This window comes from Bacteroides oleiciplenus YIT 12058, assembly GCF_000315485.1.
GTDB classification, from domain to species: Bacteria; Bacteroidota; Bacteroidia; order Bacteroidales; family Bacteroidaceae; genus Bacteroides; species Bacteroides oleiciplenus.
Map to the genome: position 1 here is coordinate 698,281 of NZ_JH992940.1, position 25,687 is coordinate 723,967.

Here is a 25,687-nt window from a genome sequence, read left to right on the forward strand (position 1 = left end):
TTTAAGAATAGTATGTTATATAGGAATCAGCTTACATGCTGATAACCCCATGATATGTGAAATCTGCCTTTATCATCTTTTTCACGATGAAGCAAGGTTTCAATAATGTCGGGAGAGATATCAAATTCCTCATAGATTTTCGATTCTTCCTTTACCTCTCCGGTTTTGATGAACTCATTCAGGCGTTCTTTGGTAAGCACCAGTGCCATAAGGTTCTGTTCGATAGAATCCTCGTAAGTGACGAAGTGTACATGCGTATGCTCTTCGCAATCCAGACGGATAAAGCGAAAGTAATATTGCTCCATGTTCGGGATGTTCCATTGTAGAGATTCGATGATAACATCATTACATAGAGGAATATTGGTGGAACTCTTCAAACTCTGCTGCGTCGATATCAGAATTCCGTTCTTTGTGGCTTGAAATTCTTCAATGATATTGATACGCTTCTTAAAATTGATATCACCCTGGATAATAAACAAAGGACGGTCAGGAAATTGCTCCCTTATATGCTCTTCATACACATTTTTAGAATCGATGCTTGTACAGCCAACAGCGACTTTCCCCGGAATATTTTTTATCATTCCGGCTATATACTCTGCCTTGCGGGGATATTCATCCCCCACATAACCCGGCATCAGGTGAGGTATGGAACAGGATCTTATCAGCAACATAATTTGGCGGACAATCTGAAGAGACGACTCTTTACGGGTGTCACCGGTGCTGGAAAAATACAAGTAACAGATGGAGAAAAACTCCTCCATTATCTTAAGATATACGGCCTTTTCACTCTCACTGGGAGTGACAGTATGATTATGGATCGTGTACTTGTCTCCGGCAAAGTCACGGAATTTTCGTGTAAGAATGGTCTTATCTATCAATCTGAATAAATCATCCTGATTATAGACATCCTGGTTGTGCTTCTCAATACCAAAAACAGACGCTTTTGCGGGACAGAAACAGGACTTGAACAAGTAGTTGCCTCCTTTGGGTGGAAAAGGCCGGTGATATTCCGTAGTCGCTATATTGCGACAAACAATCTCCTTATCCTTGTTTTCCAAATAAACATAACTGCAATCACACATCATGTTCACAGAATTATTATACAGCAGTTCTATTTGTGAGTACAACTCGCCGATATTGTTTCGGGTAGTAGTTCCGGTGTCCAGCAATTTTGTATGCAAACGCCGAAATATATCCAACGTAAGCTTCGTCCGGATAGAGGATGGATTGGTGATCTCGTCGGACTCATCGAACAAAAGGCAAAGCTTGCGGCTACGCATCTTTATGAACCGTTTCAACTCCCGTTTGAGCTTCGCTAAAATAGAAAGAGGCACCAATAAGAATTCTCCCGGCTGGACATCGGCCAGTTGGCCGGGGCTTGTAATCAACTGATATTTCTCATGATTAACTTCCATAAAGGGTACCCAAGTCATGTTAATGGCATTAGGAGGTGCGAGGATAATAGTATTCTTCACAACCTTACGTAGCAACTGAAGCTTACCGAAGTTATAGGCTACCGCCGTCTTTCCGGAACCCTGTTGCCAGTTCAGTAGCGCATACCGTTTCTGAAAGATCCAGTTCATGTCATGGCGTTGTAGCTTGGTAAACTTTACCGGTCGCCCTTGCTTATTGTTGAAGGTGAGCTTACTGATATACGACACTAATTTTCGGTCGCACTCCATTTCAGAGAAAGGCTGGTTTTGCTGTGCATATTCTCTCCGCCTCCGTGCTATATACTTCTCCGCCTGCCTGTACTGCCCACGTAATTTTGGTGTCATTTCAGGTACCAACGGTAAAGTATCATAATTCATGATAAGGTCATTGATAGATGTCCTCTTCTTATCAATGTCCCGAAGCATTCCCGGAGCATAACCTTTAAGCTTAAAACTGTAACCTGTTTTGACTAAAGCTATCTCTTTACGTGGAACCACATACTGATTCACAATATAACGTTTAAGGATTGGTAATATTTTCGCCGGAGTCAGTTTACTGTATTGCCAGTTTTTGTATTCCTCCGAGTTACAATCTGAAGGAGGTTTCTGATTGTGATATTTGGTAACCAATGCCAACGCTTTAGGGTAATGTACCTTAAGATGCGGATGAGTTTTCAGCTCATACAGGTATTTTTTTACTTTATATTCAAATCGTTCATCTACCAAGCCTCTGTTTTTCAATTCACGCATCAACTGAATTCGGAGTTTTTGCCTAATCTCTTTAGCTGCACTAATACGTGATTTCATTTCATCCATCGAAATAAACTCTTCTGCTTTATAAGGTCGCATGGTAATGCTATCAGAATAACGCATGAATGCCATGACTTTAGTATTGAAACTCTGAACTCCAATAGATGAAAAGCTATCAGATGGCAACAGCGTTTGTCCGATAAAGGAAAAGTCGCGATTAATAGAACTCACCTTCGTTTTCTCCCAAAATTCACTTTGCAAAAAAGACGCCGGTACAATTACTAGCATGATACCACCGGGCTTTAGCACCCAGAATGCCTTGTTAAGATAGAAAAACTGACTGGAATCTCCATTGAAATCCAGGTTGAATGGTGGGTTGCCAAGCAGATAGTCAAAGCTCATAGTAGAGTCATACTGACGGATATCCCTAATTTCTAAATTAGCCTGTGGATATAGGGTCTTTGCAACCTTTACAGCCTGTCCGTCAATGTCAAAGCCAAAAGCGTTGTATAAATTCGGAAGATAATTGAAAAAGTTTCCCATCCCACAACACATATCCAGCACGACTTCTGTCGGGTCAGGTGAAATAAGCTCAACCATCTGGCGACATATATTATGCGGCGTGAAGAACTGACCGATTTCAACTTCCTTTTTAGCCTCTGAATAATCGCGATAGTTATCGTAATCATCTTGTTTCAGACCATGTAAGCCACCCAAACCGGTATAACAATTAAAGATAATCTCGTTAGTCAGAGAGTTGTTATTGGTATCGATACAGAATAATATCTTTTCGTTTACCTCAGACCGGCGCGTCTGAGGTATTTGCTGAGGAACTATAGGATAATACATATTCGGAAAATTATAAAGTGTTTAATTTCAATCTATTGAAGCATTCTAGTGCTTCATTCTGACTATCAAACCTCACATCGATACGTCCATTCTTGAAAAACTTCATCTCGATTGGTTTGATGGTGAAAAGCTTGTACCAGTCTGATATGCTGATATTGTCCTGTTTCCAGTCACGAATGACCCGGGTGCCTCCATTCAGCCTGCCGTCTCCAAATAAAGTAAGGGCTGCACAAAGGATTTCTAAGTTTTGTGCATAACTATAATCGAGTTGATACTCTTTGTAATATTCCCAGTGAGAGCTGCTGAATGAAATGATATTATAAAAAGTGATAGCCTTTGATTTCTGGATTGGAGGCTTCTTCCACCCTCCATCAGGGTATAGAGCAAGCAATCGCCCTGTGATTTCATCTTCCGCTTTCTGGCGGAAACTCTTACCACCCAGATGATTGATTACAATGTCAATATAGCTCATGTAAACAGGACGATAATTAGCAGGGAGTGACTTTTTATCCATTTCAGGAGCTGAAATAGAAAGAGCGTAACTCTTATTGAAATGACTGATGATAGAACTAATGAACCTTTGGATGGCTCTTGCACGCATTTCAATGATGGTGTTTATTGGTTTAAATGGCAAAAACAAGAGATCCTTATAGGTTTCTACGTCATAAGAGTATCTATACGGATCACGATACTCTATTCTTCCTTCCGGCGTCACACTATATTTATATTCTTCTTTATATTGCTCGGCATCTTTCATAAAATTGGCATACCAGACGTCTAATTGGTCGAGAGTAGCATACAACAATCGTTGTTGTCCTTCACAGAAATCACGGTCTATCTGTGCTATTTTCTCTTCATTTCTGACTTCAATCTTATCGAATATAGAAAGCATATTGGTGGCTGCACCGACTATGGGAGCCGTTGTGAAATTTTGTTGCATAAGTGTATGTATTAAAGTATAGAGAGTATAGTAATATTAGTATCGAGATTACAAGTATAAGAGCTTAGTCTGCTGTACGACTATTAGTAATATTGGCCCGCCCCGGTGTTAACGGATCAATAATAATCAAACCTTCCTTCACAAGCTCATCAAAAGCAGAATATAAGTAGTTCTCAGCCTGTTCACATCCAATTAATACTCTGTTGGTAAGAGTTTCTATTTTTATCTCTTCACACAGTTTCTTTATTACAGTCGAGGTGTTTAGGTAAACATCCGGGTTGCTCGTGCGAAAGTTCGTTAGCAATGTTTCCCGGATTACATTATCACACTTAAGATGATATTGCTCCAGTAGCTCATTATCATCATAGTCCCAGATAGGTTTGCTCTTAACGCTACGTATTTCAAAAGTTGTAGCAAAACGAAGCATCCTTTCAATATCGTTCAGTTGTCCAGGCATGCATTTTCCGGCAAGTTCCTTTGGATGGCAATAAATAGAGTTTTTACCTTTTATACCTTCCGGGGCTTCACCAGGAAACATCGGCTGTTTTATTTCATAACCGTAGGCATCCAGCATGCTTACTATTTCTTTATAAAATGCAGCATAAAAGATATCATTATTATCTTTTACATGAATGCATATGTTGAATTTCTGCAATAAATGCAAGTTTGATTCTGGGGTTTCCACTTGGGGCAGTAAATCCATATCAAACCCGAAACAATTCGTCAACCCATACAACGTGTTGTCTTTTATACCAGGCAGTTCCATGAATTCAGCATCGGGAAGTACAGAAGCTGTATAGCCATAATCACCGCCTGAACCAAGTTCTTGTATCTTACAAACTGTACCTTTTAATGACACATCATCGGGACGTTCCGGATCATTTAATATAATACGGGCACCTACATAAATATCTTTTATTGTTATCATTGTTTCTTGTTTTAGTTAATATGATAATTAGTCTGATTTAAAGTTGCAACAAGGCAATTGCCACGGAAAACATAGAAGCATTTTTTTTCGACTTTGGCTTTAGCTTCAAGATCTGCCCAACTTTTGACATCATCTTGAATGATCACACTATGAAGCCCATCCTTATCTAATGTTTTAAGGGTCAGCCCCTCCATACCATTTTTTCTTTTCTGAGCGATGTAACGCAAATAGGCTGGTGAAGATATATTAACAATCCCATCAGTCCCTTTAGAAAACCAGCAACCATCCTGATAAAGAAACACATAGTAACCAAGTGCGAAGAAAGCGTCTTTGGAAGGGCAAGTTTCGGCACGATTACCTTTGGGCTTATTGTTATTATCGCGGATATAGGCGTCACAATGAACTTTATCATTGTCATTGGTGTATTTACCATAAGGGGTTGCCCCCAACTTGTATAGGTTTCCCAGAGCCAATAAGTCATCTACCCGTTTTTCGGTTTTATAAAAATTCTTCAGACATATTCCTGTTGTGTAAGAATAGACATTGTAATCAACATTGATGTGTTGTACCTGCCCATTCGGGAGGAGTTTTCCAATATACATTTCCATTAGTTCATATATTTAGTCAGTTATTAATTCCATTCAATGATACAGCATGAAATGCTGAATAGTAAGCCTCATCTTCTTTATCCTGCTTCAGCCCGATATACCGGCTTGTCGTTGATAAATCTGCATGATTCAAGAGTCCCTTTAGGGTCAGCATTGCCTCGGTGCTACAGTCCTGAGACTCGAAATAGTAACGTGCAAATGTTTTACGCAGGGAGTGAGTGGAGAACGCGCCAACATTCAATCGGTATTTCACCCGGAAATATTTCAATTTCCTATTGATGTAGTCCTTTCCATAAGCCTTGCCCGTTCTGGGGTTAAGGAAAAAAGGCTGGTTAATGTCCGGACTACCGAGCAACTGGTAGAAAAAAGCGATTTCTTGGGTCAGACCGGTTTCCAGTTTGATTCGTCGTCCTTTAGTAGTCTTCTGTTCAACCTTCATCAATTCTTTGTGATTGAGAAGGTCACTCCATTTCAAAGTGAGGACATCCGAAACTCTAAGAGCCGTATAAAATGAAATTCTACAATAGAACTCCCATGAATACAATTTATCTATATGCAGACCTTCCAAAAAGCGAATGAATTCCTCTATCGGCAGGTAGTCTGATGTTGTTTTCTGGCCTTTCATTCCCATAGCATGTTATTTTAAGTTTAGCTGTAAGACTCGCTGTGTGACAATGTCTCTGGCCCCTAATCGGTTCCATGCCCGCTTTCCACGCACACGGTTGATGATGGATGCACTTTTAAGTATAGAGAGGCAGTCGTCCACACAGTTGATAATTTCGGATATTTCTTCGGGATTGTCTCCCTCGGCCTGGCAAACTTTTGCCATGACACGTACCTCCTCTACGGTCATTATTGAAAGACCGGGGAAGGTTGTCTTGCTTTGATTTATCATATTTCAAATTATTTACAAGTTGACAAATGGGCATAAAAAAGACGGTAGACTATTTAGGTCTACCGTCGAATAAAGGTTAGAAGGAGTGTGTTTGGGAGAAATATATAGTCTTAGAGATTCATTATTTACTCAAATATGGCTTTAAAAGTTCAAAATATTCATCATCTTTCATCTCCCAATTGGTTTGTGCAATGGGCTTATTGTTTTTGTCAAGTATGCAAAAGTCAGAGGCTCCCATTTTATCTGAATTTACACCCAATTGCTTTTTCAGATATTTGCAGGTAGCCTTTATCGGGTTATAAAAGCTGACCAATTTCCTTTTTCTGTTCTGATTAATTAAATACATCGCTGATGTAACTTTGCAGGTGTCAGCATATTGCACTACTTCAAGACTATCCTGTGCACATATAAAAAACACATCGATATTCTCATTATTCCGGGTAGCCTTCACCACTTCCGGGTATCGTATTTGAGAAGCCTGACAATAATTACAAAATACATAAATGAGTTTGTAGCTCTTGTCAGATTGCTTAATTTGCTCCGCAAGCATTTCATCTCCAACATTTTTAATCTGCGCTTGAAGATTAGTTGTTGTAAACAACAAAATTAAGAAGGTGTATACAAGTCTCATTTTCTATTCAATTTTGTCGAGCAATTTGATCCGATATCCACCATTATCACCAAGGGCCGAATCATATAAAATAGGCCCAGCTTCAACTTTATAAGTCTCAGTTGCGAAAAGTTCGACCTGGCACTCTGTTGCAAGAGCTTCACTATTAGGAGAAGCAACAACCACTTCATTTACTTCAGCCATTGTTACATCATCTTTAACCCAATAGATGTCATCATCTATCTTTAGTGAAGACATTTCTACTGTTGTGCCTTCAGGCAAAGGTTTGGCAAGTAACATATTTGCCTCGTAAGTGTTTGTACTTTCGTCCAGCACTACTTCAAATAAATATTCGTCAGGGGCAACGGCCTGTTCCAACGCAGCAACAGAACTACTTTTAGGGAACAACTTGAAATCACACAATCCGAATCCGCGGTTGCACCCTTTGCTTTTGCGAGCAATTCTTGCACTAATTAGTCCTTTCGTTTTTTTGTTTGGTGGCATTGTAGGGTTAGTTCTGGTAGTAACAGATAGCAAGTTGCTAAACTCCACTTGAGATACAAAATCATCTTCCAAAAGTTCTGATGGATTCTGAACTAATTGATTCTCTTCCGAAGAACAAGCTACCAACATGCCCATTCCCAATGAGCATAAGGCTACAAATAATTTCATTTTCATAATAGTTAGTTTTAAGGGGTCAGTTAATTCTCTCAAATATACAATTTTCAACTGATATTCACTACCCTATTATCCATAATTAACACTGTTTTCTTAAAGAAATTCCTTGATTATCTTTATTTTTGTAAATAAGGATAATGTTTATGAGAAGATTAGTAAGATTTTGGATAATAGGAATGTTAGCCATACTCTGGGGATGCAGTTCACCAAAGATGGCCAACAGGTATCCTATTACTAATATTAATCAAGACTTAAGCCATTGGATTGCCATAGATTCTGCCTCTGTATCCCATATCAGGAGTCGAAACACAGACTCCAAAATAGGAGATTATAATCTGAAACGACTGCGGGATAATTTGGACAAAGAAAAAGACAATCCTTATTGGGGCGAATCCATTTATTACATGTTGCAAGATCTGTTTAAAAAGTAATTCTTTATCTCATAATTATATATATTCCTTGGGACAACTTTCCAGGAAAGAGTATTGTTTTGTGAATCTTATCTGTTATATCCATTCACCTTCGGTTAATACAATTGCTGCTCTTTGAGAAATTACTTCCTGTTTATAGGCCTCATCTGCCAGTACCCAGTCGGACATATAATCAATGTCATCGTTACACGAATTGCAGTCGAGAATGATTAGTTTATCCGTCAGTACGGTAAATTCTTGTTTCAACAAGTCACATAAGTAAGTGCCATCCGGACTGCTGATGGTATACAAATCATTATCCAGCCGCGCTAACAACTCCTTTTGATTGGGGTAAACTAACAGGTATTTGTAGCCTTTACTTTGTTCTTCCCAAATTTGCTTGTGAAGTTGTTTGGGTGTTCTCGGAGTGCATGGGGTATCCTTGGGGAAAGATGAACGAGTGAAGGCATCTATTGATTCGGCATAAATCCGATAAAGAATGCCGTCGCGTTCTCTAATGGCTTCTTCGCGAGTCAGCCCGATATTGGATGATTCTTTCCCGTCAATGAAAAGTTGCAGCTCGGATTGGCGAAGCACATCATAGCGATCATAGTAATCGGGAAGCGTCTGTTCGATGAAGTTCCAAAATTTGTCCGTGATTGGGATTGGTGCTGGATAACAGGTATTAATAAAATGGTTATCTTTAAGCCACTGGATGATGGTAGTCAGCCCGTCCAAACTTAAATGTTTGATGGGAACAAGACCTGCCCTTCTGGGACTGCCCTCCAAATAACATAACACGCTGCCACTGTGATGATCATACTGTAGGGAAAATAACTTATAAAACTCATTAGTGGCAAATAGCCGGCTCGGACTACACAGCGCTACTTTAAGTGGAATGCTTTGTTTTGTCAAAACAGTGATTGTAGACTTTTCTACGCAGTATAAGGCTGTTTTAATTTGCCCGATTAGATATTCGCGCATTTTATCCGTTTGCTGCTGGACATCCATGAAGGGGGATTTAGTATCTTCAAGTAGATATGTCCAGCGGAAAACACCTTTTACGGGAGTCATCACATCATTCGGCGTTTCATACCAGCAATTTGCATTGAAGTCATAGAACACTTTACATTTGTGTCCATCATCAAATAATGCCTGTACATCCACCGAGCAGTTACGTTCACTTCCTTCTAAATGTTCAGGAAAGTCATCTTTACCATGAAGTCCTACATGTTTATTCTTATTCATACTTGTATTCTTTTTACCTTTTACCAGATTCTTATATCATAGTCATTAAAATAGCTCTCCAACTCTTTTAAGCCTTCTAAGCTATGCAGCCCATTTTCACCAATTACTGCAATATCAACAGATATTCCATAATCTTTTTTCACACTCACGTCCGAATTGCCAAAAACTTCCTTTACACATCCCGCGATATCGGACACCTCTTGATTGTTCTTTACGATATTAAGTACCATTCGATTTTGTTTTTAGTTTATTGTTAACTACCAACTGGAGAATGCTTCCGATAATATTTCAAAAGCTGTTCTTGCTCATCGGGAAGCATACTGTTGAACCAGCGAATGAAATCGCACTCATTGCGATACCATGCACTGATAAGATTATTCACATCGAATTTGCAATCTTTGCTCAGTCCATTAAAAGCAACGCAAATATCATTGTGCAAGTCGAGATAAGAACGCTTTCTCTTAAAGCGGGAAGAGATATGCTCCAGCAACTTCCGGTTCTCTTCATTCTTCATCGTCACTTTATCTACAGGAGAAAGGGCCGATATGCCTTGTGAGCCGATAGTAATGTTCTCGGATTCTGCAAACTTCTCGATTCTTGCCCGTCCTTCGTCGCTGACCGGATTATAGTAGGTAACTTGCCGGTTCGGGGCGATGTGGGCTACTTGCATATAGTCGTGATTCTGTGTTCGTAGCTTATCGCAAACGGACACACCATTGCCCATAAAGCCGAACATCAGTTCTTCCTGGAATAAAGGCATCCCGAAATAGTGATGCTTGATGAAGCGTTCCAACAGAAGATTAGAATCATACGTAGTCTGGTCGATATGCTGACAGATGGCGTCCTCTTGATTGAGAACAAAGTATTCGTAATAACTTTGCAGAGTGAATAACTTCACGTAACCATTTCCTCTCAGGTGGGTTACCAGAACGAGTGCCTGGTGCTCTACCTGAATGTTTAGGAGATCAAACTGTTCTGACGGCTTGTTGCCGGATATACTTTCGAGTATTACAATGCTATTATTCATGGTTCTTTGCTATTTGTTCAATGATAGTATCAGTTATCTCGTCCTCATATTCGCCGAAAGGAGAATTCTTGACGGTGTAGTAGTTGACCTTAAACTTATCACATACATCTTTGCAGACCTGTTTGTAGGCTTGTGAAGCGAAATCGTGGGCAAGCTGGTCGTGCGTGTCCGAAGAACAGTCGTAATCGCAAAACGGACATCGATACCGTTCGATAAGCCCTTTGCCTACAGGGGCATCGTCAATCTCGTATATCAATGGCCCATCGCAATCGGGACACAATTCATTGTCATAGCTTTTGCACACTGCATTCTCTAACTCTTTGAGCAGGCTGGCTCCTTGCGGCAGGATGCCCAGGCTCGGCTTCTGAAATTCTTCCCGGAGCTCTTCAAAAGATAAACTTTCGTCCGGGCCGAAGTTGCAGTCTTCGATATCGACATACCCCTTTGAGGGCATAGGGATTTCCTGAAACGTCAGGATAGTGCCGCCGTGATTGACACAAACCGAGGGCTCAATAGTCGAGAGCTGATTCCCATCATCACTTTCCCGGACATCATAGGCATAGATGCCTTCGGGAAGTGAGTCGCGTTCAATTCTGCTAATTGTGAACATGACGAGAATGCCGTTAAGACGGGCTGCTTTGTAAGAATCTTCATGGTTATAAAATACTGGTTCCATTATATTTTGTTTTTTAGGGTTTAACATTCGGGGGTACTATTGTGCCTGACGTTCGGAGGGTCGGATATATCCATGGCGTTCCAAATAGTCAATGATATCAATCAATGACTTCTCATGGAAGGATTCAAGTTCCATTTCGTTTTCCGGCTCATTATACAAGGATGCTGTCACTGATTCGCCGGATATATAGAGGAAATTCAGTTCATCAGAACATTCGCAATCAACGTTGTAAGCAACAGTTAAGTCGAACTGGTCTTTGTTAATATATAGTTTTTCTCCGTTTTGGGGAAGCGCACTTTTTATGCAATCAATCATTTCGGCTTTAAGGGCATCTCGCCTGATTTCAAATGTTTTACTTGCTTTTACGGTTGTCTCCAGTCCAAGTACATGCCAGAGGAATTTAATGATAACTTCGTTGGAACTGTCATACACTCTGAATCCGGTGCGCAGTTGTCCTGTTTCGTCATCATAACCACTTACAAGAATCATGTCGTCATTTAAGTAGACGGATGTTATCCGGATGTAGGGTCTATCATGTCGGCCTTCAAAGATGGCACAAACCGGAAAATTCTCGTCGTTCAGCTCTTCGTCACCGTTGAGCTGCATGGAGACTTTTCCGCCATGCTCCCGCAGGCAATCTTTGATAAATGGCTGTGCCCCATTCAGGAAAAGATTGAGATAGGATGTGATTTGATAGAAATCCTGTAAATTCATTGCTGTTAGTCTTTATAGTTTGGTGAATACTTGAATATATAAAAGCTGGTGCTGATAATGATAACCTGCACCGGACAAGAATAGAAGACTTAAGCTTAGCTTAGTCCAAAGAGGGTAAATCTTTTATGAATTGTTTTACTTTTTGCTCAATGAAGGCGTCTACGGTAAAGATGTAATCATTCTTATCCCAATCAGTGTATCTATGTAAGCTCATGAAGCTGTCTGCCCACGAGACCATTTTGCCAACAAGCTCGCGTGAATCAATCTCGAATTGGTCGAGCAAATGTTGGGCACCGACGCTATATGCTATATCAGCCAGCACTTCGTCACGGTCACTGCTTTTTATGCCTATCGGACCGCCGTAATCTTGTCTGATTTTTACTCGCTCACTGAATGACAATTTGTTCCAAAAAGCATTGTAATGGTCAGTACTGCCATCAGTAGCAGGCGGAAGCCCGGTAATCTCCTCTAACGCCGAAACATCCCGCATGTTCCACCATTCCTGCAATTCGTGTTGCAGGTTTCCCTGAGTGATTGGTTCAACGTACCGTTTGCATGCATTGCAATAGCAATCTCCTTCTTTATCTAATTCTGCATTACAGTATTCGACAAAGGCGCCGTTAAAATCGGGGTTTACCCAAGCTTTGACCAGGATATTTGGAGAAGCACACCAATTACACACTAAATTCTCGGTCTGAATTCTGTTACTGTTTCCACAATAGACCTTATTGGCTCGTTCGACAAGTAGCTTACGGTTGTGTTCTGTAAGTGAGAAGTAAAAACGTTCGGCAGCTCCATGGGCAGTCTGGGTAGTGAAGGAATCCCATTTTTGCCAAAAATGAAGATAGTTATTGCCAAACACTTTCTCACACTCTTTATCATCCCACATACTGCTCATGTAGTAGAAGTAACTACTTACTATGGTTTGTATTCCAGTTTTCATTTGATTTTGTTTAGGATTCATCTGCATTTTCACATAATTCGCCTGTATAAGGCGAATAAATTGTTCCACTCTCTGCCGCCCCGGGGTCTACACCAAACAAGGCGATGCCCGGTTCGTAATACAACTCCAATTCACAAGGTTCCAAAGCTTTACTCTCTGCTGCATCGCGAGTCATGCCGCCTATCATCAGGTCTTCGACTCTGCGTGTATAAGCTAAGGGTGTCTCAATTGGAGTTAAATGAATCATTACCGATTCATATTGATCTGAATTATTAAGCTTTACCATACTGATTTATTGTTTTGATTCTTCATTGTTTTCAGATTCCTCCGGATGGAGGATTTCAATTTTGTAGCAAAGCATCAGGTAATCGTCTTCAATACCCATATTCCACCAACGCCCCACATAATATTTGTGTGCTTCTTCTTCGGTAAGGCGTATAGGAGTGGTAAAATAATCCTCTTTGCCCTGCTTATCCCTCAAAAAGACTTTCACGTAGATAAAGGGAAGTAATTCTTCCTTCTTTTTCTTTCCGGATATTGTACTGACACTTGTATTCATAGGATAATGTATTAAGAGATTAGGAAAAGGATACTTCACTATAACGTTTATCTGCACCTATGCAAACTTTGATTGCAAAGGTTTCGCCATACTGGGAAGCATCTGAAATCAGGATACCGCAGGTCTCACCAAAGGAGAAACGCTTAGCGAGAGCTTTGTCTACGGCCATCAAATATTGCTCTTTGGTTGCAGGCTCTGAACCACAATAGGAAAACCCATTGTCCCAACAAAAATTGAATGCCTGTCCACCCCGGAGAGATAGGTTCAGAATCTCTGCACGGGTGAGCAAGTGCCTGTCAACTATAAACTTTACCTTATCGGGGGCTTTTATAAGAAGCTCGTCATTTTCACTGTAGTAAAGATTGGCTTTTGCCATTTTTTTGATGAATGAACATTTGGCCTCTTTATCTGCTTCTTCTGCTTCAACAATGGTACATTTCGGCAGATGAACATATAATTGGTTGTTTATGTCGAAATAAACGCAGCTCAGATAAACCGGATGGTATTTGGTTATCTGGTTGGAGTCCTTTTGGTATTGGGAACTTTTCACGGCTATTATGCCGGAAAGGTTCACCTTTCTGCCATTGGAAAACATACCATCACCAACGACCATGCTTCCTTTAATTTTTAAGACTTTCATATTATCACGTTTTATAATTAAAGTATTCTAACTTAGAACAACGCCCGGAATACAGGATATGGACGCCCTTAACGATACCTATAAGAGAGAATTAATATTCCCACCCTTTGTATATCTTGTCAGCGTTGGGCAATTTCGAACGGCGTATCCATTTGTTTCGTGCTTTCTTCATGCTTTTTCTGCGTAACATGGTCGAACGCTTATCTTTTTTTCAAAATAGCCTTCAAGTTTCTCTAATTGCTTTTTATAACTCATGGTTGTTTTATGGTTAAGTCCATATCTGTTTAGGAACTCTTTGAACTCCAAGATTATGAATCGGAGTTATAAATTTCAGACAATCGTAATACAGAAACCCACCTTCATCCAAGATACTTTGCAGTGAATTGATTCCACCGCTTGGAGTATAGGGTACACTGTCTTCTTCAAATGCCACATATCCTTTGCCTTCGATGTAGAAGCAGTGTCCGGAAGTAGATATCCCTACACGCTCACTCTTCCTGAACTTGTAATCATGGTCAATCTTTACGATTTCCAATTTCTCATTCAACTCTATGGTTTCTGGAGTTCTCTTGAAGTTTTTTCCCATTGTTCTATTTGTTTAACATCAATTTTTGAAAGGATTCCGAGGACAATCGTTTTTGCTTGCGCTATGCCAGCTTTATAGCCCATTGGAAACCCTTCCCGATTACATAAATGAGCGTGAGAAGAATTTGCCCATTCACTGATTTCTTTGATTGCTTCTTCCTGTGTCATATTCGTATCTATTTCTCCAAATGTTTTACTGCCCAATCGTTATCTTTTCTCTGCAAGTGGAGTTCTGCTTTTTCTGGGTCAAACTCATAATGCTCGCATTTACGGCTATTTGTCATAGCGAGCAATAACGGAAAAAACATTCCATGCTTGCACCCTCTACCATATTCATCAGATGCAGATTTGCAAATATCGCATCTGTAAATATCTTGTACACATGCTATGCCCAATATATTGCCTCCTTTCTTTCTTGCTATGGATGATTCTTGTTCCTTATTTCATCAAGTTTTTTGGCAAGTATTCTAAGGGTACTTGCACTTGTGGTTAAATGGCTGATATTATCAGCAAGATGTCCCGTTTCCATGAAATGAGATAAAGACTCGGACACTTTTTTTACTCCTTTTTTAATATCATCAATTTCATTCATATTCTTAGTTATTAGCTAAAATGATTAATTTTCCTTTCTTTTAAATGTTATATCAAACTGGCTTACATTCTGGATTTCTTTCAGAGTCATCTCCTGAATGAAAGCATTTAACTTATCAATATCTACGTCGGTGCTACGCCCCCAAACGGTTGCTGCTGCCTGAACGGCATCTTGCATGGAGAAGCAGAATTGTGTCCAGTCGTCAAATTCCTCCCGGTCGTTTAGAATGGCAGTGATTCTCTTTTCCGCTTCAGCAATGTATTTTTTATTATGCTTTTTCTTTCGCATCGTATCGTTATTAATAGATTCAACAATATTTTTTTCGGAGTACTGTTTCAGTCTCCGGATTGCATTTGTAGATGATCCGCACATGTACCTTTGTGCCAGTTTTTTGCAAGCACTTGAGAAGACCGGCATGACACATGTGTAAGGCAGGCCGACTCGCATATGCGAAGTAACCCAACTCACATATGTGAGGTAAGTTGGCTCGCATATGCGAGGTAGACTGGTTCACACCTGTGAGGTAACTGGAGACACAGGGATGTCATGCCCGGACACATCCGTGTGTCGTACCGGGGGACATCCGTATGTCACACTGGGGGACATCCGTGTGTCTTCCCCCCACCTATAAGTATCAAAAAGTAAAACCAATAAAGCCCTTGGTATCCCCTTTGAAAAGATGCTCATGGTTCACGTCATCATATTTATAGGTACTGAACTTTTTAGCTTCGGGAACATAATCGCCACGTACCCAAACCGGGGCGGTATCCGATTCTTTGAAACGGAAGAGTTCCCCTTTTTTCATCTCGCGGATTGTCTTCTGCGTGTAGACAGACGGCGGTTCCTCTTCACCGTATGCTTTCCGGACTATCTTCCTGACTTCATCGACGGGGAAAAGGAATTCTTCATCGGTGACGTAGTAAGCTATCTGGTCATCAGTTGCAGTTACTGCCTCTGGCGGCTCTTCTTCGTGAAGACCGTCTTTCGCCAGCTCATCGGCTAAAGACTGGACGGAGATTTGCCTGTAACCAATAGAGCTTCCCAGGTCAATGTATGCACCGGGATATTTAATACCTTTATATTCAATCGGTTCTGAATTTCTCATTGTTATTTCGTTTTAGTTTTCAAAGGAATAGTTGCTTGGGGCTGTTTGCAATGATTTTCAAATTCGAACATAGCATTGTCCGGACTACCAAAAGCCAGACGCATTTTCTCTTCATATTCAATTTCAGGAATCATTTGCTTTAATTTGTCATCGACAAACGAACGAAACAACGTTTTTTTAAGATACTTCCCACATAGCTTATCCCCTACCGAAAGTGCTATATCCGTTCCGGAATGATTATCGGCAGACAGAACGACCTCAGCATTATTGTACTTTTCTTCTACTGCACAAACTGCAAGTGAAGGTGTCTCAGCTTCAATCTCTACTTTCTTTTCGAGATATTCACGAATAACGACTTGATATGTTTCCATAGGCATTATTTTAGTCTTTGGTTTCTTACTTTGATTTCTCTTTCTATGTTAGCAACTTCTTTATAAAGCTGTGTCACTGGCAACTTGGTTAGCATCATCCGGATGAATAATCAACTTCCCACAATCAGGGCAGTATACGTCACGGCTACGATCACGAAAAATATCCCGCCATGTATTACACAACTTACAGTCCGTTGATTTGTCTTTTTTCGTAGTAAACTCTTTGTCTGTCAGTGCCGTTTCTTCCCACCCGTCAGCATCGGCAAGTCCCATTGAATAAGCATCGTACTCTCCCGGTGTATTGAATGTTTTTACATCGACTACACCGCCATGGTCATTGAGAAACTTTCTTGAAGGGACTTTGCCAGTCTCATCATATCTGTAGACGGCTGAACCGCCACATATTACTGTTGCTTTTATCATACTTCAATCTTTTTATAATGTCACTCTGATTTATAATCTCAGGCTACGTTTTATCACAAATGCTCTTTATTGATACCTAATCGTTGTAGACAGAATCCCACTCCGTATAGTAACACTCATCATTCTTATCAAACCGTGCCTCTTTCTCTTTTTCCGAAAGGTCAGACAGTTTTTCGCCCTCATTAAGCAAAAACATATTCATGTCCTGTTCATCCTGGGTATAGTGAACATCAAGACACTTCTTTGAGCAATAATACTCGCCACCCCAATAGTAGCCTTTCTTCATGGGTTTACCACAATGGTCACATCGGCGAATATGATCGTCGTCCTCGTTCTCCAGCTTGCCGAGATGAGATTTCTCTATCACTCTATCCAATTGCGTGCGATATTTATCAACTACTTCCTGCACTATATCAGCATCCATCGGCTCCCTTCTGAGAGAAAACAGATTATTCCGGACACGCCGGACATCATTCAGGGCATATCCCATTGCCACAATTTCATTTTCACCATGCAGTTTCCAATATGCAAGGCAGTTTTTGTAATGAGTTTCAAGTATCTTGATTTGCTTTTCTTTTATCATAAGTTTGTTAGGTATTGTTTGGTTATGTGATGAGGTAACTTAGATTTTGGTTAGCTTACATTTGCATGAACTTTCACATCATATCAATCCTGATGTCCGTCGTCCATAGTGAAGAAGTCAAAGATTCGTTTTTTAAGGCGGTCATCATTAACAGCTACTTTCTTGATACGGTTAAATGCCTGTCTGGCAATACAGAACTGTTTGTCTAAATAAGAATCACGGAGCTGGCATCTCGCCTCGTTTACAGCTTCAAAACAAGAGTAACATGTTAATTCAACCGGGTTATCCTTCGCGTCCTTTATTGTAAAGTTTGCTTTGGTATCGTGAGCCCTGACAATAAAAGGCTCCTTCTTCCCTACCCTGAATAGTTCTAATTTCTGATTTGAAAGGTCAAAATTGCGGATGCCATCTATTTTGGCACTTCTAATGTCAAAATCACCGTCAATAAAATACAGGCTGTCACCCATATTCAAGTCTTTAAATGTTTTCATCATAAACTTATTATATTTATAACGTGATACTTGAGATTCTACCCAAATCTATTTCTTCCTCTTTGCCCTCGGCTGAAGAAACAAACAGATGGGTATTGGATACTCTGACGAAAGTGTACTCACACTTCACTCCATCTACAGAGAGCTTAATCACTTCCCCCTGAACAAAGGATTTTAAAACCTGGTATCTACTGAAACCTTTAGTATTAAAAGAAAACTTATGCAACTGATCATATTCAGTGCTCCGGATTCCTTCCGGAAGTTGGTAGTACAGAAGAGCCTCCAGATTCATGAGATTTTGCTTAATCCCGGCTTTCTCAAAAATCTTCTTTTCGAGTCCAAAGTATGCTTTCTTTACAGCATTATACCAATCGATGTTATTATTACCAATCAATATCCCTTCGCTGATAGCTTGCCGCTTCGTGTCTTGTAGGAAGACACACAGATTAAGCAATGTTTTATTCATGGGCATTGAATCATTCATATTATCCTATATTTATTAATGAGTTAAACGAGTTTAGCGTAGAATTCACGGAAATACTCAACCGCTTCCTCTTCCGTAGGAGTCCAGTTCTTATCCCAACCCAGTATGTCCGACAAGAATTCCGATTTCCTTTTAGAGTTGGAAACTTCTTCCAGGCAAGAGTCGTGCAGTTCACTACTCATACTCTTTTTCAAAGAAGCAAAAATCAGATCTACAACATCAAACGTCGGCTTCTTAAGTGTTTCGCTCAGATACTCGGTCAACCATTGGAAGTTAGTACCGTAGAACTTGGCTTCCGCCTGGCAACGCTTCCAAACCTCTTCCGGCATGACTTCATCTATCCATGTCCCTTCGCTGCAAGAGCGTTTGAACGCCCTGACACATTGGCGGATGATATTCTCACACGCCGCATTATCATCCCTGTTGTTTTCCAACCATGTAAAGACTTTGTTGCCGTAAGTATCAAGCCCTTCAAGTTGATAATCTTCCTCTTTAATATCCAGTTCAAGTATCGGAAGTGGGGCAATACCATCATCTTCCCAAATGTCAATATGAAGATTATTCACTTTCATGGTTCCCCTCATCGGAGGAATATGTCTGGAAATGTCTTTGAACACCGGCTCACGTCCCAACGTCATATTCCCCTTATCATTGATAATAAATAGCTCGTACCACTTTTGAGGGTTAGCATCCGCTTCTTTTATTTCCTTTCGGTACGTTTTCTTAATAGCCGAAAGCTGTTCTTTCACTTGTTGATTCATATTTTTGATTATTAGATGGTAACAAACAGGCAATCGAGTAGGAGGAAAACGAAGTAGTTTTCTTCCTACTTTCGCTTTCCGACCTCTCACACCACCACGCATGCCGTTCGGCACGTGGCGGTTCTTTACTTACGATGCAATTTACTGTAATACTCCATCAAGGTAGGGTACCCCACTAGTTTCAATTTGTCATTATCCATGGCAGAAGTTAGGATTCTGCTCCCAGCTATACACCAATACCCTAAGCGAGTATTGGCATGTTGCCAGGCATAGAACTTACTGATGCCACACTTCTGCAAATTGGCAAACCGAGTTTTGACCTTCTTCCAGTATTTCCATATACACATGCGTATCCTACGACGAAGCCATTCATCTATACGTTTCAGATAACTCTGCATATCTGCCAACTGAAAGTATTCAATCCAGCTACGTATAAACAGATGAAGCTTTGATTTGCGCTGCTCATACCCCATACCATTACTTCTTCCGGTCAGTTCTTTCAAGCGAACTTTCAGTTTAAGGTAACTTTTGGGATGGACAGATAAGCGACATTCGCCATTCTTTACATAAAAAGAATAACCCAGAAACTTCATGCCACGAACATAACCAACGCTGGTTTTATCTTGATTTACCTTTAGGAAAAGATCTTTCTCAATAAAAGCGCTTATGCTCTTCTTTACACGCAGGGCAGAACGTTTACTCTTACAGAAAATCATACAGTCGTCCGCATAACGCACAAACTTGTGCCCACGGGATTCCAACTCTGTATCCAATTCATGGAGCATAACATTGCTCAGCAAGGGGCTTAAAGGTCCTCCTTGGACAGTTCCCTGAACACGGCTCTCGTAGTGACCATCTACCATTGCCCCCGAGAGGAGGTATTTATGGACGAGGGAGATAACACGACCATCCTTCACGGTGCGTGACAAAATCTCTATCAACTTGCTATGATTAACTGTGTCGAAGAACTTTTCTAAGTCCAAGTCAACACAGTATTTATGACCACTATTGATATGAGATTGGGCGCGCCGCAAGGCTTGGTGAGCACTGCGTTTAGGGCGGAAGCCAAAGCTGTTGTCACTGAACTGGCGTTCGTAAAGCGGACTAAGCACCTGGCTGATGGATTGTTGAATAAGACGGTCAATAACGGTAGGAATACCTAATTGACGTTTCTTACCTCCATCCTTGGGAATTTCAACCCGCCGGACGGGATTGGGACGATAGCTACCGTCCAACAAAGAGTTTATCAGTTCGTCTTTATGGAGTTTCAGGTAAGGAAGTAAATCTTCCGTTTCCATCTTATCGACACCTCCACAGCTACCGTTGGCCACGACCTGCTTGTAGGCGCGGTTCATGTTTGCGGGCGACACAATACGTTCCAATAAAGCATCTTTGGTAAATTGCGCTTCCACGAGGTGGTTTTCAGTTATCCCAATAAAGGTCTGCACTCCGGCATAGCTTTCGGATTCCGTCCTATCCTTTTGCCGGCAGTTATCACTCAATGTTGATATTTTCTGCATTCGTTCCTTTATTTGGTAACATTCATTGACTACTCGCTTAAATAAAGTTCAGACCTTCCCCGAATGCCGATTTTTTTTTCGGGTACTATGTCGTCTGCTGACTTCTCACAGCAAGCTTTACTCCGTGCTTCTAAAAAAAAAAAACATCTGCACGTCTGTGAGACCTCCCCAGTTAAGAATACATTCTTTCCATCTTATACCTGCCGGATTTACTTTGGATGTTTCCGGATAGTTATAAGGCTTTGTCTTGTTTAGCAGACTAACCCACATCCTTTAGCCTTATATCCGGTTTCTGTACGTCAGGCCAGATGTTTGCCGCTACCTTCCTTCAGATTCCAACTCACGATGGACACCCTTGGCGTTGGCTAAACACTTCCCACTATCAGGGCGTGTTAGGGACTTGCACCCATTAGAATATACCCATGCTGGGCGAACTAAAAAAGCCCGCTTATTCATCGAGTGAACAATAAGCGAGCTTACAAGTTTGAGAGACAAAAAATATTATATCTCTGTATCTGTAGAATCTAATTAGTTTTATGTGGCCGTATCAATCCAACCAATCTTGAGCCACCTTTAACACATTCTTCTTCTTCATTATTCTAAATGCTTCCTTTCCATATATTTCTTCCTCACAATTTTCACACACCAGGCTGAAGATATATTCTCTTTCTTTATCCGGATTAAAATAGAACACATCACCTCCGCATTTCTTGCATTTATGATGAATTGAACAATCGGTCTTAAGATAGGCAGTATAACTCTCATTACTTAAATTATTAAAAGAGTCCACGTCCTCTTGATTATCAAACAAAAGAGCATTTTTAAAATATGTATTTCCAGTGATCCACATCCAAGAGTCATTAGCATCATCAATGCCATTATATATGATTTCCGAGCACAATCGCCTACACTCATCTTGACATACTTTGGAATGAATCGAATGAATATGATTAATAATCGAAATATCATCACCAACACAGTCAAAAGAACCAATTATTAAATCACCACAACGATCCTTATTATCAGATTCCATCTCTATATTTTCTTCCATGCAAACATTTAATTATAATACATTTCTTGCAAATGTATGAAAATAAACAGAAAACCAAACCAAGAGAATGAAGATATTACATTTCAATCCTCATTACCAATTGTGCAGTAATCGGCTCTAATGGTTATTATTCATCTTTGTTACGAGTATTCCACAAAGCAATCTGCTGCTCTTCGGGTAAAGTCTCCCAGTATTTCATGCAAACCAGACGAAATTCATCATAATTGCCAGCGAATTTGTTACCTGTTATTTCTTCAAGAACTGCGCTGGTAAGATGAACAAACCAACCTTTCATTTCTGCAAACAAATCTTCATGACTCCATAACCGAGTGTAATTATCACAAACATGACACCAGTTATTCCCACTGTCTTTTTGGTCGCCGACATCATCAACAAAATCATTACCAATATTAGGCTTTACCCATGCCTGGGTTTCTACATTCGACGAGCCACATTCCGCACAATAAAGTATCGGGGCCATTGGCTCGAACTCACTGGCGGACAAAAAGCCAAATTTCTTGAGCCACTTAACAATTTCGAGCAAACCTTCCAGACATACTGTCTCAATAGGCATGTCGTAATCATCACCACTCTCACCATTGAGCGAACACATTAGCTGAAAGGTGACAGTATCTTTATAAAGGTCATAGACATGAGCGGCATTGTATCCACCATAAGTAGAAAAATCACAGCTCCGGAGATTTACTATGATTCCATTGTCATATTCTTCCTCAATATTGTCCTGACAATGGTGCTTGCCGATGTTCTTATAAAAAGTGCCAATACACATTTCATTCTTCTCAACAACTCTGGAGATTATACATATCAGCTTTTTGCGAAGTTTTTCCAATTGATACTCTTCGCTAGTATGTCCGGTAGCAATGACTGGTTTGTCCAATGCCGGGCGGATACCTTTCAGCGAAATGCGGTCGCACAAAATGCAAGGATGCTCCTCACGGAATACATCACATATTTCTTGCGAACTGTTCTGGTTACCGTTGATGTCAGTAATGGGTATCAGGCAGCAGTTGTGTTTTAAAAGGTATGCTTCAATTTTATCAATGTCCTCATGTTCGAAAGCAACATAAGTATTCTCTTTTTCAAAGCTGGCAACCAGTTCATCATGCACCCAGACTTCCTTCCAGCTATCTCCCGGATTAAGCATGACGCCGACTGTTTCGGTATTCACAAAGTAAGTGATAGCCTTCTTCACATTCGATACGAACTCTTTGTCAAAATCCGGTTCATTCAGTCCTTGTATCGTACAGATTCCATAGTTATAGCCACCCAGCTGATAGAAAGTTTCTTCATTCCAAGTGGTTAGCTTGACTCCGATATACTCACTGGCAGTTTTGTTTTCCCTATCGATGTTCAGATAAACGTTAACGCTGTCGCCTATCCGGAACTGCTTCACAAACAAGGCAAAATCCTCAAGTGATAATATTTTCAACCGCTCCTGACGGTCTGATGTTATGAAATAATTTTCTTCATTTTTCCTAATAGTATCCATAATATTGAGTGTTAATCTTTAATGAATAGAAAATCTGCACAATTGCCGGCCAATGTCCCGGCATCGTTATAATGGTAAAAGCCTTCCGTCGTGAAATCAACACTAACAGGACTGCCTTCTACTTTCTCCAAAAACTTTCTAATTTCGGCCTTCTCCATGTCATTAATACCAGAATAGTCATCACTAATGAGTGGAGATGCCCAATAAACGGGCAACCGGTAAATGGTCTTTATCATATTAGTCTATTAAAGATGTTCAAATAATCTGTAATTTGGTCAGCATCATTGAGAAGTCTTGAAGGCATACATTGAGCTCCCTTTTCATTCAGGAACTTAATGTATATCTGTCCCGATGCAGGATTGGGAATATAAAGGATAGCAAATTTCCGAGACTTGAGCATCAGATAGAAAAATCCGGTGGTAGTCCCATACTGGAACGTAATGATTTGCCCAGTATCTCGGCATAATTCATTCACAATAGGCAAGACAATCGTTTCACAAATCACGAGGGAAAGGCTCCAACGTGGTACTGTTGGAAGATGTATATAAGGGATACCCCGTCGCACCATACGCTTATCATGCTCCATCTTTGTAACAAGTTCTCGAAGAGAACGGGCTAAATGTTGTGTATTCATATTCTTGTTATTAGTCAAAAAAAAATGTCCGAACTTAACTGCTCGGACACAAAAAAAGCGGTGAAGTCTTGAACTTACCGCCTATAAACTAGCTATATAAAATCAATATTCTGATTCCATAAGGTACAATTAAAATATAAATACTATCTAATCACAAGATCGATATTTAGGAACTTCAACATCATTTCTATTTTTTCTTGTCCCAAATTCATTTTTCCATTAAAAAAAAGAGACATTGAGCTTTTAGCTACTCCTATTAATTCCGCAAGGTCTTTTGATTTAATCTTACGGATTTTCATTGCCTCTATTATCACCTCTCTTATCATGCGATTTCGTTGATAGAATATACTGATTTATCTAAACGTAATTCTCTTGTAATTATCTCCTTCCATTTAGAATTAGCGGAATGAAACACGATAATGGCACAATCGTGAACACCGATAGATTGCTTATATTTTACCGTAAACTCACCGTCAAATTTTTCCCAATCTTCCGGTGCTTCATTCCAAAATATTTTTTTGCATTGATTCAATACCCTTTCTCGACCATTGGCAACTTTGATATCTGCATTCTTGTAAATAATTTCAATTTTAGAATCCATAATCATACTTTTTAACTGTTACTATTTGCTTTATTTTGATGTTACAAATATATATAAAGTTTAAGCAATACTAAACTTTTAATGCAGGAAAGTTTAAGTAATACCAAACTTTAATATTTAAGTGGTAAGTCCAATACGTCAAAGAACAAATACCGACTTTAAGGCTCGATTTACCTCATTTCTTTATTATTAGCTTCATACTTTTTATACTTCAAAACCTAAACAGGAAACGTGTATATCTTTTTAAAGTTCTTCGAATATCTTTATTTCTATTTTATTGATTGAAATCATTCGTTGCTTTTGGGATAATGTATAGTCTTTTTCTTATATTTGCACCATGACTCGACGTGAGTTACTTTATTCAGTTTAGTGTCTACTTGAAAGCTGCAATTTTTAAAATGGATACACATAAACTGAACGGCCATTCGTATGTTCTCAAAACTACGATATGCGCACCCGTTCAGTGATAGTGTATCCGGGTTGTTTGCAGCACCTCAAGTAGACTACATTGAATAGGGTGCGCTTTTTTATCATCACGAAGCAGAACATTCAACCCTTAAAAAATAGAATTATGGAAGAAAATGAGAAAATCACTAAAAAGCTCCCTTATAATCTGAGAGAGAAAAAAGAGAAAAAGGCAGAGTACAGAAACATGATCCGCCCTGAACTCGCCGATGAACTATACGATAAGATATTAAATATCATTGTCGTACAAAAGAAGTACAAAGACCCCGATTACTCTGCAAAAGAGTTAGCCAAAGAGTTACACACAAACACGCGCTATTTGTCTGGTGTAATAAACTCACGTTTCGGTATGAATTACTCATGTGTACTGAATGAATATCGTATCAAAGAAGCTTTGCATCTCATGACAGACAAACGCTATAAAGACAAGAACGTAGAAGAAATCAGTGCAATGGTAGGATTTTCTAATCGTCAATCTTTCTACGCTGCCTTTTACAGGATTGTTGGCGAAACCCCTAACGGATATCGAAAAAGAAAGCTGGAAAAATAATATTCATGCCCGTTCCTAAATCTTTGAGCTGATGATATTGATGTCAGTTCAAA

General features: G+C 39.9%; 37 protein-coding genes. 2 read left to right on the forward strand and 35 right to left on the reverse strand.

All coding sequences use genetic code 11. The annotated features are described in order from the left end of the window. Nucleotides 1-26 precede the first annotated feature (26 nt). The 8 genes from HMPREF9447_RS02855 to HMPREF9447_RS02890 form a co-directional block, all read right to left on the reverse strand. A complete protein-coding gene (locus tag HMPREF9447_RS02855) occupies nucleotides 27-3,032 on the reverse strand; it encodes an N-6 DNA methylase (protein WP_009127896.1) in 3,006 nt (1,001 codons plus the stop codon). A gap of 10 nt (nucleotides 3,033-3,042) precedes the next feature. Further along, nucleotides 3,043-3,972, reverse strand: a complete 930-nt coding sequence (locus HMPREF9447_RS02860) for a hypothetical protein (RefSeq protein WP_009127898.1) — start codon at nucleotides 3,970-3,972, stop codon at nucleotides 3,043-3,045. Nucleotides 3,973-4,036: 64 nt separating this feature from the next. After that, a complete protein-coding gene (locus tag HMPREF9447_RS02865) occupies nucleotides 4,037-4,900 on the reverse strand; it encodes a hypothetical protein (RefSeq protein WP_009127900.1) in 864 nt (287 codons plus the stop codon). Nucleotides 4,901-4,911: 11 nt separating this feature from the next. Next, nucleotides 4,912-5,508, reverse strand: a complete 597-nt coding sequence (locus tag HMPREF9447_RS02870) for a hypothetical protein (protein ID WP_009127902.1) — start codon at nucleotides 5,506-5,508, stop codon at nucleotides 4,912-4,914. Nucleotides 5,509-5,524: 16 nt separating this feature from the next. Then, complete coding sequence (locus HMPREF9447_RS02875) at nucleotides 5,525-6,139, reverse strand: tyrosine-type recombinase/integrase (protein WP_009127905.1); 615 nt, start codon at nucleotides 6,137-6,139, stop codon at nucleotides 5,525-5,527. 6 nt (nucleotides 6,140-6,145) lie between these two features. Beyond that, nucleotides 6,146-6,403, reverse strand: coding sequence for a hypothetical protein (locus HMPREF9447_RS02880; protein WP_009127907.1), 258 nt, complete (start codon nucleotides 6,401-6,403; stop codon nucleotides 6,146-6,148). Between the two features lie 121 nt (nucleotides 6,404-6,524). Beyond that, nucleotides 6,525-7,034, reverse strand: a complete 510-nt coding sequence (locus HMPREF9447_RS02885) for a hypothetical protein (RefSeq protein WP_009127909.1) — start codon at nucleotides 7,032-7,034, stop codon at nucleotides 6,525-6,527. Nucleotides 7,035-7,037: 3 nt separating this feature from the next. Continuing rightward, the gene (locus HMPREF9447_RS02890; protein WP_009127911.1) at nucleotides 7,038-7,691 is read right to left on the reverse strand and encodes a hypothetical protein; all 654 of its coding nucleotides are present in this window, start codon (nucleotides 7,689-7,691) and stop codon (nucleotides 7,038-7,040) included. A 143-nt stretch (nucleotides 7,692-7,834) separates the two neighbouring features. Between HMPREF9447_RS02890 and HMPREF9447_RS02895 the strand changes: the two genes are divergently transcribed. Then, nucleotides 7,835-8,122, forward strand: coding sequence for a hypothetical protein (locus tag HMPREF9447_RS02895; protein ID WP_009127913.1), 288 nt, complete (start codon nucleotides 7,835-7,837; stop codon nucleotides 8,120-8,122). Between the two features lie 75 nt (nucleotides 8,123-8,197). Here the strand turns inward: HMPREF9447_RS02895 and HMPREF9447_RS27335 are convergent, their stop codons facing one another. The 27 genes from HMPREF9447_RS27335 to HMPREF9447_RS03030 all read right to left on the reverse strand — a co-directional run bounded on the left by HMPREF9447_RS27335 (nucleotide 8,198) and on the right by HMPREF9447_RS03030 (nucleotide 24,619). Then, a complete protein-coding gene (locus tag HMPREF9447_RS27335; protein ID WP_009127915.1) occupies nucleotides 8,198-9,349 on the reverse strand; it encodes a hypothetical protein in 1,152 nt (383 codons plus the stop codon). 20 nt (nucleotides 9,350-9,369) lie between these two features. Beyond that, a complete protein-coding gene (locus HMPREF9447_RS02910; protein WP_009127917.1) occupies nucleotides 9,370-9,579 on the reverse strand; it encodes a hypothetical protein in 210 nt (69 codons plus the stop codon). A 23-nt stretch (nucleotides 9,580-9,602) separates the two neighbouring features. Next, complete coding sequence (locus tag HMPREF9447_RS28890; protein ID WP_009127919.1) at nucleotides 9,603-10,376, reverse strand: hypothetical protein; 774 nt, start codon at nucleotides 10,374-10,376, stop codon at nucleotides 9,603-9,605. Continuing rightward, a complete protein-coding gene (locus tag HMPREF9447_RS28690; RefSeq protein ID WP_009127920.1) occupies nucleotides 10,369-11,052 on the reverse strand; it encodes an LPD28 domain-containing protein in 684 nt (227 codons plus the stop codon). The genes HMPREF9447_RS28890 and HMPREF9447_RS28690 overlap by 8 nt, the downstream gene beginning before the upstream one ends. A 36-nt stretch (nucleotides 11,053-11,088) precedes the next feature. Further along, nucleotides 11,089-11,766 (reverse strand): hypothetical protein, encoded by a 678-nt coding sequence (locus HMPREF9447_RS27345; RefSeq protein ID WP_009127921.1) that lies wholly within the window; start codon nucleotides 11,764-11,766, stop codon nucleotides 11,089-11,091. Between the two features lie 100 nt (nucleotides 11,767-11,866). Further along, nucleotides 11,867-12,709, reverse strand: coding sequence for a hypothetical protein (locus HMPREF9447_RS27350; protein ID WP_148374777.1), 843 nt, complete (start codon nucleotides 12,707-12,709; stop codon nucleotides 11,867-11,869). A 10-nt stretch (nucleotides 12,710-12,719) separates the two neighbouring features. Continuing rightward, nucleotides 12,720-12,956 (reverse strand): hypothetical protein, encoded by a 237-nt coding sequence (locus HMPREF9447_RS02935; protein ID WP_148374778.1) that lies wholly within the window; start codon nucleotides 12,954-12,956, stop codon nucleotides 12,720-12,722. 45 nt (nucleotides 12,957-13,001) lie between these two features. Then, on the reverse strand, nucleotides 13,002-13,268 hold the full coding sequence (locus HMPREF9447_RS02940; RefSeq protein ID WP_009127924.1) for a hypothetical protein: 267 nt from the start codon (nucleotides 13,266-13,268) through the stop codon (nucleotides 13,002-13,004). Nucleotides 13,269-13,287: 19 nt separating this feature from the next. Next, nucleotides 13,288-13,908 (reverse strand): hypothetical protein, encoded by a 621-nt coding sequence (locus tag HMPREF9447_RS02945; protein WP_009127925.1) that lies wholly within the window; start codon nucleotides 13,906-13,908, stop codon nucleotides 13,288-13,290. Between the two features lie 268 nt (nucleotides 13,909-14,176). Continuing rightward, entirely contained in the window at nucleotides 14,177-14,494 is a 318-nt protein-coding gene (locus tag HMPREF9447_RS02950) for a hypothetical protein (RefSeq protein ID WP_009127926.1), read from the reverse strand. Continuing rightward, nucleotides 14,458-14,661 carry a hypothetical protein gene (locus tag HMPREF9447_RS02955; protein ID WP_081589743.1) on the reverse strand — a complete coding sequence of 68 codons (204 nt, stop codon included), beginning with the start codon at nucleotides 14,659-14,661 and terminating at the stop codon, nucleotides 14,458-14,460. Before HMPREF9447_RS02955 ends, HMPREF9447_RS02950 begins: the two co-directional genes overlap by 37 nt. A gap of 250 nt (nucleotides 14,662-14,911) precedes the next feature. Continuing rightward, nucleotides 14,912-15,085 (reverse strand): hypothetical protein, encoded by a 174-nt coding sequence (locus HMPREF9447_RS28325; RefSeq protein ID WP_009127927.1) that lies wholly within the window; start codon nucleotides 15,083-15,085, stop codon nucleotides 14,912-14,914. 24 nt (nucleotides 15,086-15,109) lie between these two features. Beyond that, nucleotides 15,110-15,373: a hypothetical protein gene (locus tag HMPREF9447_RS02960; protein ID WP_009127928.1), complete on the reverse strand. Its 264-nt coding sequence runs from the start codon at nucleotides 15,371-15,373 to the stop codon at nucleotides 15,110-15,112. Between the two features lie 346 nt (nucleotides 15,374-15,719). Continuing rightward, complete coding sequence (locus HMPREF9447_RS02965) at nucleotides 15,720-16,190, reverse strand: hypothetical protein (protein WP_009127929.1); 471 nt, start codon at nucleotides 16,188-16,190, stop codon at nucleotides 15,720-15,722. 2 nt (nucleotides 16,191-16,192) lie between these two features. Next, nucleotides 16,193-16,561, reverse strand: coding sequence for a DpnD/PcfM family protein (locus tag HMPREF9447_RS02970; RefSeq protein WP_009127930.1), 369 nt, complete (start codon nucleotides 16,559-16,561; stop codon nucleotides 16,193-16,195). A gap of 60 nt (nucleotides 16,562-16,621) precedes the next feature. Beyond that, complete coding sequence (locus tag HMPREF9447_RS02975; protein WP_009127932.1) at nucleotides 16,622-16,984, reverse strand: hypothetical protein; 363 nt, start codon at nucleotides 16,982-16,984, stop codon at nucleotides 16,622-16,624. 76 nt (nucleotides 16,985-17,060) lie between these two features. Then, the gene (locus HMPREF9447_RS02980) at nucleotides 17,061-17,567 is read right to left on the reverse strand and encodes a hypothetical protein (protein WP_009127934.1); all 507 of its coding nucleotides are present in this window, start codon (nucleotides 17,565-17,567) and stop codon (nucleotides 17,061-17,063) included. Between the two features lie 83 nt (nucleotides 17,568-17,650). After that, entirely contained in the window at nucleotides 17,651-18,061 is a 411-nt protein-coding gene (locus HMPREF9447_RS02985) for a hypothetical protein (RefSeq protein ID WP_009127936.1), read from the reverse strand. A 13-nt stretch (nucleotides 18,062-18,074) separates the two neighbouring features. Then, nucleotides 18,075-18,542: a hypothetical protein gene (locus HMPREF9447_RS02990; protein ID WP_009127938.1), complete on the reverse strand. Its 468-nt coding sequence runs from the start codon at nucleotides 18,540-18,542 to the stop codon at nucleotides 18,075-18,077. Between the two features lie 23 nt (nucleotides 18,543-18,565). Then, nucleotides 18,566-19,303, reverse strand: a complete 738-nt coding sequence (locus HMPREF9447_RS02995) for a hypothetical protein (RefSeq protein WP_009127940.1) — start codon at nucleotides 19,301-19,303, stop codon at nucleotides 18,566-18,568. 125 nt (nucleotides 19,304-19,428) lie between these two features. After that, a complete protein-coding gene (ltrA, locus tag HMPREF9447_RS03000; protein WP_044137375.1) occupies nucleotides 19,429-20,835 on the reverse strand; it encodes a group II intron reverse transcriptase/maturase in 1,407 nt (468 codons plus the stop codon). 535 nt (nucleotides 20,836-21,370) lie between these two features. Next, nucleotides 21,371-21,874, reverse strand: a complete 504-nt coding sequence (locus tag HMPREF9447_RS03005) for a hypothetical protein (protein WP_009127944.1) — start codon at nucleotides 21,872-21,874, stop codon at nucleotides 21,371-21,373. 127 nt (nucleotides 21,875-22,001) lie between these two features. Beyond that, nucleotides 22,002-23,384: a hypothetical protein gene (locus tag HMPREF9447_RS03010; RefSeq protein ID WP_009127946.1), complete on the reverse strand. Its 1,383-nt coding sequence runs from the start codon at nucleotides 23,382-23,384 to the stop codon at nucleotides 22,002-22,004. Between the two features lie 11 nt (nucleotides 23,385-23,395). Further along, a complete protein-coding gene (locus tag HMPREF9447_RS03015; RefSeq protein ID WP_009127947.1) occupies nucleotides 23,396-23,620 on the reverse strand; it encodes a hypothetical protein in 225 nt (74 codons plus the stop codon). Continuing rightward, nucleotides 23,617-24,018 (reverse strand): hypothetical protein, encoded by a 402-nt coding sequence (locus tag HMPREF9447_RS03020; RefSeq protein ID WP_009127949.1) that lies wholly within the window; start codon nucleotides 24,016-24,018, stop codon nucleotides 23,617-23,619. Before HMPREF9447_RS03020 ends, HMPREF9447_RS03015 begins: the two co-directional genes overlap by 4 nt. A gap of 143 nt (nucleotides 24,019-24,161) precedes the next feature. Continuing rightward, the gene (locus tag HMPREF9447_RS29395; protein ID WP_009127951.1) at nucleotides 24,162-24,344 is read right to left on the reverse strand and encodes a helix-turn-helix domain-containing protein; all 183 of its coding nucleotides are present in this window, start codon (nucleotides 24,342-24,344) and stop codon (nucleotides 24,162-24,164) included. After that, nucleotides 24,341-24,619, reverse strand: coding sequence for a hypothetical protein (locus tag HMPREF9447_RS03030; RefSeq protein WP_009127953.1), 279 nt, complete (start codon nucleotides 24,617-24,619; stop codon nucleotides 24,341-24,343). The genes HMPREF9447_RS29395 and HMPREF9447_RS03030 overlap by 4 nt, the downstream gene beginning before the upstream one ends. A 571-nt stretch (nucleotides 24,620-25,190) precedes the next feature. Between HMPREF9447_RS03030 and HMPREF9447_RS03035 the strand changes: the two genes are divergently transcribed. Further along, complete coding sequence (locus tag HMPREF9447_RS03035) at nucleotides 25,191-25,634, forward strand: helix-turn-helix domain-containing protein (protein WP_009127955.1); 444 nt, start codon at nucleotides 25,191-25,193, stop codon at nucleotides 25,632-25,634. The last annotated feature ends 53 nt before the right edge of the window (nucleotides 25,635-25,687 follow it).

Coding starts and splice junctions, on each gene's coding strand:
- HMPREF9447_RS02855 (WP_009127896.1), bottom strand. CDS start 3,032: ATGTATTATCCTATAGTTCCTCAGCAAATACCTCAGACGCGCCGGTCT.
- HMPREF9447_RS02860 (WP_009127898.1), bottom strand. CDS start 3,972: ATGCAACAAAATTTCACAACGGCTCCCATAGTCGGTGCAGCCACCAAT.
- HMPREF9447_RS02865 (WP_009127900.1), bottom strand. CDS start 4,900: ATGATAACAATAAAAGATATTTATGTAGGTGCCCGTATTATATTAAAT.
- HMPREF9447_RS02870 (WP_009127902.1), bottom strand. CDS start 5,508: ATGGAAATGTATATTGGAAAACTCCTCCCGAATGGGCAGGTACAACAC.
- HMPREF9447_RS02875 (WP_009127905.1), bottom strand. CDS start 6,139: ATGGGAATGAAAGGCCAGAAAACAACATCAGACTACCTGCCGATAGAG.
- HMPREF9447_RS02880 (WP_009127907.1), bottom strand. CDS start 6,403: ATGATAAATCAAAGCAAGACAACCTTCCCCGGTCTTTCAATAATGACC.
- HMPREF9447_RS02885 (WP_009127909.1), bottom strand. CDS start 7,034: ATGAGACTTGTATACACCTTCTTAATTTTGTTGTTTACAACAACTAAT.
- HMPREF9447_RS02890 (WP_009127911.1), bottom strand. CDS start 7,691: ATGAAAATGAAATTATTTGTAGCCTTATGCTCATTGGGAATGGGCATG.
- HMPREF9447_RS02895 (WP_009127913.1), top strand. CDS start 7,835: ATGAGAAGATTAGTAAGATTTTGGATAATAGGAATGTTAGCCATACTC.
- HMPREF9447_RS27335 (WP_009127915.1), bottom strand. CDS start 9,349: ATGAATAAGAATAAACATGTAGGACTTCATGGTAAAGATGACTTTCCT.
- HMPREF9447_RS02910 (WP_009127917.1), bottom strand. CDS start 9,579: ATGGTACTTAATATCGTAAAGAACAATCAAGAGGTGTCCGATATCGCG.
- HMPREF9447_RS28890 (WP_009127919.1), bottom strand. CDS start 10,376: ATGAATAATAGCATTGTAATACTCGAAAGTATATCCGGCAACAAGCCG.
- HMPREF9447_RS28690 (WP_009127920.1), bottom strand. CDS start 11,052: ATGGAACCAGTATTTTATAACCATGAAGATTCTTACAAAGCAGCCCGT.
- HMPREF9447_RS27345 (WP_009127921.1), bottom strand. CDS start 11,766: ATGAATTTACAGGATTTCTATCAAATCACATCCTATCTCAATCTTTTC.
- HMPREF9447_RS27350 (WP_148374777.1), bottom strand. CDS start 12,709: ATGAAAACTGGAATACAAACCATAGTAAGTAGTTACTTCTACTACATG.
- HMPREF9447_RS02935 (WP_148374778.1), bottom strand. CDS start 12,956: ATGATTCATTTAACTCCAATTGAGACACCCTTAGCTTATACACGCAGA.
- HMPREF9447_RS02940 (WP_009127924.1), bottom strand. CDS start 13,268: ATGAATACAAGTGTCAGTACAATATCCGGAAAGAAAAAGAAGGAAGAA.
- HMPREF9447_RS02945 (WP_009127925.1), bottom strand. CDS start 13,908: ATGAAAGTCTTAAAAATTAAAGGAAGCATGGTCGTTGGTGATGGTATG.
- HMPREF9447_RS02950 (WP_009127926.1), bottom strand. CDS start 14,494: ATGGGAAAAAACTTCAAGAGAACTCCAGAAACCATAGAGTTGAATGAG.
- HMPREF9447_RS02955 (WP_081589743.1), bottom strand. CDS start 14,661: ATGACACAGGAAGAAGCAATCAAAGAAATCAGTGAATGGGCAAATTCT.
- HMPREF9447_RS28325 (WP_009127927.1), bottom strand. CDS start 15,085: ATGAATGAAATTGATGATATTAAAAAAGGAGTAAAAAAAGTGTCCGAG.
- HMPREF9447_RS02960 (WP_009127928.1), bottom strand. CDS start 15,373: ATGCGAAAGAAAAAGCATAATAAAAAATACATTGCTGAAGCGGAAAAG.
- HMPREF9447_RS02965 (WP_009127929.1), bottom strand. CDS start 16,190: ATGAGAAATTCAGAACCGATTGAATATAAAGGTATTAAATATCCCGGT.
- HMPREF9447_RS02970 (WP_009127930.1), bottom strand. CDS start 16,561: ATGGAAACATATCAAGTCGTTATTCGTGAATATCTCGAAAAGAAAGTA.
- HMPREF9447_RS02975 (WP_009127932.1), bottom strand. CDS start 16,984: ATGATAAAAGCAACAGTAATATGTGGCGGTTCAGCCGTCTACAGATAT.
- HMPREF9447_RS02980 (WP_009127934.1), bottom strand. CDS start 17,567: ATGATAAAAGAAAAGCAAATCAAGATACTTGAAACTCATTACAAAAAC.
- HMPREF9447_RS02985 (WP_009127936.1), bottom strand. CDS start 18,061: ATGATGAAAACATTTAAAGACTTGAATATGGGTGACAGCCTGTATTTT.
- HMPREF9447_RS02990 (WP_009127938.1), bottom strand. CDS start 18,542: ATGAATGATTCAATGCCCATGAATAAAACATTGCTTAATCTGTGTGTC.
- HMPREF9447_RS02995 (WP_009127940.1), bottom strand. CDS start 19,303: ATGAATCAACAAGTGAAAGAACAGCTTTCGGCTATTAAGAAAACGTAC.
- HMPREF9447_RS03005 (WP_009127944.1), bottom strand. CDS start 21,874: ATGGAAGAAAATATAGAGATGGAATCTGATAATAAGGATCGTTGTGGT.
- HMPREF9447_RS03010 (WP_009127946.1), bottom strand. CDS start 23,384: ATGGATACTATTAGGAAAAATGAAGAAAATTATTTCATAACATCAGAC.
- HMPREF9447_RS03015 (WP_009127947.1), bottom strand. CDS start 23,620: ATGATAAAGACCATTTACCGGTTGCCCGTTTATTGGGCATCTCCACTC.
- HMPREF9447_RS03020 (WP_009127949.1), bottom strand. CDS start 24,018: ATGAATACACAACATTTAGCCCGTTCTCTTCGAGAACTTGTTACAAAG.
- HMPREF9447_RS29395 (WP_009127951.1), bottom strand. CDS start 24,344: ATGATAAGAGAGGTGATAATAGAGGCAATGAAAATCCGTAAGATTAAA.
- HMPREF9447_RS03030 (WP_009127953.1), bottom strand. CDS start 24,619: ATGGATTCTAAAATTGAAATTATTTACAAGAATGCAGATATCAAAGTT.
- HMPREF9447_RS03035 (WP_009127955.1), top strand. CDS start 25,191: ATGGAAGAAAATGAGAAAATCACTAAAAAGCTCCCTTATAATCTGAGA.